This window comes from Binatus soli (SeqCode), assembly GCF_050015535.1.
Taxonomy (GTDB): Bacteria; Desulfobacterota; Binatia; order Binatales; family Binataceae; genus Binatus; species Binatus soli.
The window spans coordinates 76,097-83,003 of record NZ_JBEKBF010000017.1 but is presented as its reverse complement, the minus strand read 5'-3'; the positions used below and the strand labels follow the sequence as shown (position 1 = coordinate 83,003).

At 59.4% G+C, this 6,907-nt stretch carries 7 protein-coding genes and 1 pseudogene; 4 read left to right on the top strand and 4 right to left on the bottom strand.

What is annotated here, in order from left to right; all coding sequences use genetic code 11:
• A pseudogene (locus ABR989_RS14070) lies at window positions 1-486 on the top strand (B12-binding domain-containing radical SAM protein); the annotation flags it as partial.
• 399 nt (window positions 487-885) lie between these two features.
• Window positions 886-1,422, top strand: coding sequence for a nitroreductase/quinone reductase family protein (locus tag ABR989_RS14065; RefSeq protein WP_428129700.1), 537 nt, complete (start codon window positions 886-888; stop codon window positions 1,420-1,422).
• 24 nt (window positions 1,423-1,446) lie between these two features.
• Here ABR989_RS14065 and ABR989_RS14060 read toward each other — a convergent pair whose 3' ends face one another.
• Both ABR989_RS14060 and ABR989_RS14055 read right to left on the bottom strand, forming a co-directional pair.
• Window positions 1,447-1,839 (bottom strand): VOC family protein, encoded by a 393-nt coding sequence (locus ABR989_RS14060; protein WP_428129698.1) that lies wholly within the window; start codon window positions 1,837-1,839, stop codon window positions 1,447-1,449.
• A 184-nt stretch (window positions 1,840-2,023) separates the two neighbouring features.
• Window positions 2,024-2,449, bottom strand: coding sequence for a VOC family protein (locus ABR989_RS14055; RefSeq protein ID WP_428129696.1), 426 nt, complete (start codon window positions 2,447-2,449; stop codon window positions 2,024-2,026).
• A gap of 949 nt (window positions 2,450-3,398) precedes the next feature.
• Here ABR989_RS14055 and ABR989_RS14050 point away from each other — a divergent pair.
• Window positions 3,399-3,863 (top strand): c-type cytochrome, encoded by a 465-nt coding sequence (locus ABR989_RS14050; RefSeq protein WP_428129694.1) that lies wholly within the window; start codon window positions 3,399-3,401, stop codon window positions 3,861-3,863.
• Between the two features lie 69 nt (window positions 3,864-3,932).
• On the opposite strand, the gene ABR989_RS14045 is transcribed toward ABR989_RS14050, so the two are convergent.
• Window positions 3,933-4,259 (bottom strand): response regulator, encoded by a 327-nt coding sequence (locus tag ABR989_RS14045; protein WP_428129692.1) that lies wholly within the window; start codon window positions 4,257-4,259, stop codon window positions 3,933-3,935.
• 360 nt (window positions 4,260-4,619) lie between these two features.
• Here ABR989_RS14045 and ABR989_RS14040 point away from each other — a divergent pair, with 360 nt between their 5' ends.
• Window positions 4,620-6,122, top strand: a complete 1,503-nt coding sequence (locus tag ABR989_RS14040) for a sigma-54 interaction domain-containing protein (protein ID WP_428129691.1) — start codon at window positions 4,620-4,622, stop codon at window positions 6,120-6,122.
• Window positions 6,123-6,282: 160 nt separating this feature from the next.
• Here ABR989_RS14040 and ABR989_RS14035 read toward each other — a convergent pair whose 3' ends face one another.
• Window positions 6,283-6,678 carry a CBS domain-containing protein gene (locus ABR989_RS14035; protein ID WP_428129688.1) on the bottom strand — a complete coding sequence of 132 codons (396 nt, stop codon included), beginning with the start codon at window positions 6,676-6,678 and terminating at the stop codon, window positions 6,283-6,285.
• Window positions 6,679-6,907: the final 229 nt, after the last annotated feature.

The window sequence follows — 6,907 nt, the reverse complement described above, 5'->3', positions numbered from 1 at the left end:
GATTTTGCCTCAAGACTTCCGCTCGACACGTTCAACTTCAACCGCCTATGCGTCTATCGCGGCACCCCGTTGTGGCAGGAATATATCCGCCGCAACCTGGTCGACGAGGCCCGAGACTGGTTCAAGTATTTCAAGTGCTCCGAGATCGATCGGACCTGCCTGCCGGGCGAGGTGATCAACCGCGAGCGCAGCGCGGGTTTCCGCAGAATATTCCTTTACAAGCTGCTTCATTATCCGCTGCAGACCGTTCGGCTGCTGCGCCGCTTCACGCGCTTCATGCCGATGCGCGACGTGGTTTACCTGATTCTCAAGCCCTTCATGGGCCAGCGTCGCGGAGCCACCCCGGCGGAGACCCTTTCGCGCGCCGTCGAGCATACGGAGCTTAAGGACTCGGCCGCGGCCCTCACCCAAGTCACCGACGCGATGTTCGAGCAGGCGATTGCCGAGTCCCGGGCCGAACGGGCCCTAATGCAGCCCAGGTCGTGAAGTCCGTAGATCTGTGGTGCAGCGGAACGCTGTGCGATTTCGCGCGCCGTTCATCCGGCCCCTAAACCCGGGCTGGGTCAGAGTCTTCGGCGCAGCGACAATCGGCGAATTGCGATCTCGCCAGCCTCTCCGGTAACGTCAGGGAATTATTTCAGGGGAACAGGGAATTTTCTTCGAACAGCAGGGAAGCCTTGGCCTTCTAATAGCGGCGAAAAATCCAGATCTATTACCACGTTTGGAGTTTTTATTGAGGAGAACGGCGAGTCGCAAAACTCCTGACCAGTGTGTGGCGAATTGCTGACTCTGGGAAAATCAGTAATTCGACACAGACAGGTACTGGCGTCGTTTGAGCCATGCTGTACGCGGGTGGCTAACTTTAAATAAGATGCTGGGCAAGCAATGAGTCCGTATCTTCTGGCGGTGGCGATCGTCCTCGGCGCAGCGGTCGTTTTTTTCACCCTGCCGTGGACCTTGCCGCACTCGTGGTACAGGGCGCTCTTCTATCCCGGCGGCAGGCCGAACGCGCTCTCGAGACGTCTCAACTCTGGACAGGCGCGGCTATCCGCGCTCGGAGTTTTGCCGACACTGATGGTCGCCCTGGAAACGAGGGGGCGGCGAAGCGGCAGGGTCTGCTTGGTCCAGCTGGTCGTGGCTCAGGTCGGCACGGAACGATACCTGGTGTCGATGCTGGGCGAGAACGCCGACTGGGTGCGCAACGTGCGCGCTAGCGCGGGCGCCGCCGTGCTCCGCCATCGGAGAACGGAAAGGGTGAGGCTGGAGGAGGTGCCGGCGTCGCGGCGTCCGCCGATCCTCAAGGCCTATCTTCAACGGGCTCCAGGCGGCCGCCCGCACTTCGACGTAAATCCTGACGCACCGCTGGCGGAGTTCGAGAAGGTGGCGGCGCGCTATCCCGTATTCCGCGTCGTCGCGGAGTGAATCGCCGGCAATCGCGGTTGAAGATCAGGCCATATGCGCCGGAGCGTGTGTGTGGCGAATTACTGATTTTCCCAGAATCAGCAATTCGCCACACACGCGATCGTATTCCGCGCGCGTCATCCATGAGGAGACGTGCTGGAAGCCTTCATGACCGGCGGCAAGGTAATCGCGATAGGCGCTTGGGTTGTCGTCGAGCTGCTGGATGATCTCCATCTGGAACTCGCCCGAGAAACCTAACGCGAGAGAGATTCGCGGCGGCGGGGCAGGCCTGCCGCGATAGCGATAGTTGTCCGGCGTAACATCGCGCATCATGAAGAAGGGGCCGACGCCGAGCGTGCGCGTCCAATAGTCGAGCGCTTTTTCGAGGTCGCGCACGACGAACGCGATCTGTCGCATTTCTCCGAAAAACCCGCTCATGAACGGACCTCCCTTGGGCCTGCGAAAAAGACAGTGCGCCTTCGGCCGACCTGAATCGATGTAGACGATGTTCGGCACGCCGAAGCGTCTGATCGTCTCATCGACCATCGCGCTGGCGCCGGCGGACTTCGAAGCATCGGCGCACAATGCGAACGCGTTGCCGCCCTCGTATTTGATCCGTCCGCTATAGCTCGATTACGTAGCCGTCGGGATCGGCGACGTATGCGTACGGGAATTGCCCGCCGTGCTTGCCGCGCGAGACCAGCTTGCCGCCCGCCTTTTCGACCTGCTTGATCACCCGGTCGTGATCTTTGACGTCCAGCTTGAATCCAAAGTGCTGGAATCCGCCCGCCATGCCGACCGGTTCATCCGGCCCAACCTGGTGCAATGCCAGTGAGTGCCCTCTTGCTTCCGGCACCATGAAGATCAGGCCTTTGCCCGCGCTGAAACCGACTTTCAGCCCGAATGCCTCCCCATAGAAACGTATCGAGCGGGCGAGGTCGCGCACATTGATGTGCAGATGGTTGAAGCCCTCGGCCCTTACCGGAGCCTCGGCGCCTTCCATCAGCGGACTCGCGCGCTTTTCTTCTGGTCGGATTCTGGTAGCCATAGCTCACCTCATTGCTGACGCCATCGCCCGGCCCGCGCCGACTTTCCCAACCTTATACCACCTGAGCCTTCTCAAAACCTGGTCCACGCGGAAAGTAACTTCCTGAGTCGCGCGCGACCGCGGTCTTGGTGATGCCCCTGTCCCATCAACTGAAAACTCCCAAGGTCTCGAAAAGTCTAGCGATCCATCTTGCCCGGCGACACCCCGGCCTCGACCGGTGCCTCCTCAAAACTCCATCCACGCCGAAAACACGGGAGTTTCGCGCCGCGCCGCCCGCCAGATGAATTTCCCTGCTTCGCCCTGAAAATTCCCTGTTACGTCGAAAAAATTCTCTGTTCCTCCAAAATAATTCCCTGTTCGGTTGAGTAGGGAATTTCGTCAAAAACCCGAGAGAAGACAAGACTTATTTGGTCTCAATTCGACTCCAAGGCAGCCGAAATCGCGATAATTCCCTGTATTTTCCCTGATGATCAGGGAATTTGACGCGGAGAGCAGTACACATCGGACTGGATCATCCACCATTCTTCCTCTCATAAACAAAAGATTTTTCGCGGCTTTTGCTCCTCGCTGCCGACTTGTGTCAGGCAGCCTTCTTGCCTCAACGGGATGTTTCGCGCTCGTAGCACATCTTGTGGCGAAAATATTGAGACTCTTTCCCTCTTTCCACAGAATCGGTCGTGGCAGAGATAGATCGAATCATGCAGCCGATCGCGCCACCCGGTGGTGCCGTTGGCGTCATGATTCGTCGGGCGCCTCTCCCGTGCGCCCGTAGTAATGCGGCGGTTAGCAGAGCAAATGAATGGAGCCTCAAAAAAAGCTTGGCGGGGAAATCAAGACTCGTGAGTTCTAAACGCCGGCCGGTTGATGGTTGCTGAAAAGACGCAAAGAGTGCCTAATGAGCTGGGTATAAAGGCGATTTCAAATGAACACTGAAAGGACCCCCCGCACAATGATAGGCGCAGATGATCGCGTCGCGATTGCGCTCCTAAGCAGCGTACTCACCGCAACGGCGCAGACGTCGACCGCGTTCCTGTTGCTGATCCTGGTGCTCGCGGCTACTGCCCGGACCGCCGCAGCGCAGTCCGGAATACAGGATTATCAAAATTACTGCGCTGAGTGCCATGGGCTTGGCGGTAAGGGTGACGGCCCCTCACGCTTGACCATTCCGATGAACCCGCCACCGAACGATCTCACTCAGATGGCAAAGAAAAATGGCGGAAAATTTCCCTTCGATGAGGTCGTGGACTCGATCGACGGCCGCAAGAATATACCGTCGCACGCGCGACTCCAGATGCCTTTTTGGGGGACGACCCTTCAGAAACCGGGCAAGGAGTTCACGGCCGAAAGCGATGCCGAGGTGAAGAAAAGAATCGAATCGATGGCGCGATACGTCGAGAGCCTCCAGCAGAGGTGACGCAACACGCGAGCGCTTATCCGTTAGTGGCTTCGCCCGCAGCGCCAAGCAAAACAGTTATTTGGCGGCCTAATGAGCCGCGTTCTCGAACGAATGCAAAACCCTGAGCGTGCGTTCTCGATCCATCGGTTTCGAGGTGTAATACTGGACGTTATATGCACGCGCGCGCCGTTCGGTCTCGGGACTGTGAACCGCGGCGATGTAGGCTACGAGTGCGCGGGGGGCGTGTTTTCGCACTTGGCCAAGAAGCCAGCCGCACGTCGATTCATCGATAGCCTCGTCGTCGATTACAACTATCCTGGCATCCGGCTTCAGCAGAAACGCGTGCCCCTCATGCGGATCGGTAAATTTCTCCATGACCCAGGAATCGCTCATGCCCTCGGCGATCGTCTTCACGACCGATTCGTCGCGCGAAAAAACCGCTGCCGCCCAACGCCTTTCGACCGCGGTTCCTGCCGGGTCCGCCGGCGATGCAAGCGTAACCCGGTGCGCAGACTTGCGGCTTACCTTGCCCTGCGAGGAGGCTGATTCGAGTTTCAGTTGGTTGTGCCGCCGGAGCATTGATGTCCCACGCTAGCAACCTGCTATCCCAGCTCTTGCTTGAAGCATGCCAGCGCCATTGCTCGGGCAAAACTCCGCTGAAATCCGACGATTTTGGTTTTTGGAGGGACATATGTTAAAAAGATTCGTCCCCGTTGAACGCAGTTTTTGACCGGTTTGACGCCTTTGGAGCCAGTTCACCCGGAAAGCCAACGAATGAAGACAAACACCAACCCACCGCCTCCGGCCCCTCTGCCCAGCGGGGGGCCACGTTATTTTCACTTGCTGTGGGACACGGAACTCGACGAGCTCCGTCCGCTGCTGGAGTCCATCGAGAAAAATCGCAACCGCGTGCTGGAACACTGGTACCAGCTCTACATGCTGCACTTTGCCGACAGCCGCGCGCTGACGAAGACGGAATTCATGGAGATCTTCGGCAGCGAACTCGACGCCACGATGAAGGATCTACTCGACAAAGACATGGACGCCTTCGCCGCCGACGTTGCACGAATCGGGGAACAGCTCGCCGAACGGGGCGTGCCATTCTCGGAGCTAATCGTCTCGATTCACCTTTTCGAGGAGAGCGCGGCCACCGTGTTTCCGTCGTCCCCGCCACTAATGCCGCGGACGTACCAGTCGTTCGACAAGCTGAGTCATATCCGAATCGTGGTGCTTGCAGATACCTACTTCCGGTCGAAGACCGCCGTCTCCGGAGCGCGAATCCTGGCGCTCGAACGCGAGGCCGAGGCGCTTCCGTATCATTCTCGCAGCCGGTTCCACGGGATGGTCGGTGCCAGTGCGACGATGCGGCAGCTGTACGACCGGGTGGAAGCTGCTGGCGTCACGCGCGGCACGATTTTAATCGTCGGCGAGAGCGGCACGGGCAAGGAGCTGGTAGCGCACGCCATTCATGAATGCGGCCCGCAGCCGGGGGCGCCGTTCGTCGCGCTCAACTGCGCGGCTATACCCAAGGACCTGATCGAAAGCGAGCTGTTTGGATACAAGCGCGGTGCGTTCAGCGGAGCGAACGCCGAGTATCTGGGGCTGTTCCGCGCAGCTGACGGCGGAACTCTGTTCCTGGACGAAGTCACGGAGATGAGTACCGACACGCAGAGCAAGCTGCTGCGCGCTATTCAGGAGCGCGCGGTGCGTCCTGTAGGCTCGACCAGAGAGGTTGCAGTGGACGTACGCCTGATCGCCTCGACCAACCGCGATCCCCAGGAGGAGGTGAAGGTGGGGCGCCTTCGAGACGACCTCTACTACCGTCTTCAGGCGGGCGTCATTCACATACCGCCGCTCCGAGAGCGCCTTGAGGATGTTGCGCTGCTGGTCGAGCATTTCATTGAGCTCTTCAACGCAAGGCAGATGCGGGGAGTTCCCGTCACGGGGGCCGAGGACGAAGCGATCGAGGCCATGCGACGGTATCCGTGGCCGGGCAACGTGCGCGAACTTGCCAACGCGATTGAGACCGCATTCACCTTCAGCCGCTCGCCCGTGATCCGATTGCAGGACCTGCCGGCATCGATCGCCGGTGCGCGCGCCGCCGAACGCGTGCCCATCGCCAGGAAAAACCCGGTTGGCAGTTTCGCCGATGCCGAGCACGCCCTTATCCGCCGCGCGCTTGAGGCGACTGAAGGCAACAAGGTGCAGGCTGCCAAGCTGCTGAAGATCTCTCGTAAGAAGCTCTACGCCAAGATCGTGAAGTACGGAATCGAATGATCAGGCGCGCGGCCGACGCGTTTCACCCTGCCAGATGGCCGTGAGGGCGCCGTCCTGGTCAGACCACGTGTAACGCGCGCGTCCGCCGAAAGCTTTCTGCAGTTCGCGGGCGATACGATGCGCGAGCTTTTGCGACGTGGTCAGCACCTCGAACCTGCCCTTAGCCGTTCATGATCTGGCTGGCTCCGGCAACGACCAGTAAGAACGCCCTTAGCAAATCGGTCGTGGTGACGATGCCGACCAGCTTGCCGTTGTCGGCGACAATCGGCAGTCCACCGATCTTGTGCTTCAGCATCAGGCGGGCCGCGTCTTCCACCGTGTTATACGGCGTGACGGTGATGAGCCCGGTGCGCATCGCCGCATTCACACGCGTGGATCCCAGATAGCCCATGTGCTCGCGTATGTCGCGCTCGGTGAGGATCCCGACCAGCCGCCCGTCCTCCACCACCGGCAAACGCCTGAACCGGCCGTCGTCCATAACTGCCTTTGCGTTCGCCAGTGTGTCATCAGGGTTGATTACGATGGGGTCCGAGGTCATCAGGTTGACAATCTGCATGGTTGTCCTCCAAGGCAGTCAGTTGGTGAGACTGCAATTCGCTTGCCATCGGCGGTTAAGCATCGATGCTCGCGGGCCGTGATGAAGATGAAGGCTTTTGTGAGCTGCACCCTGTCTCACCTGCACGTCAGCCGCATCGACATTTGCGAGATGTCGCGATCCGATACACCTTCACGATCGTGCAGGAAGCGGCATTGAAATTTTTTGAGTGCTGCGATCGGACACAGGT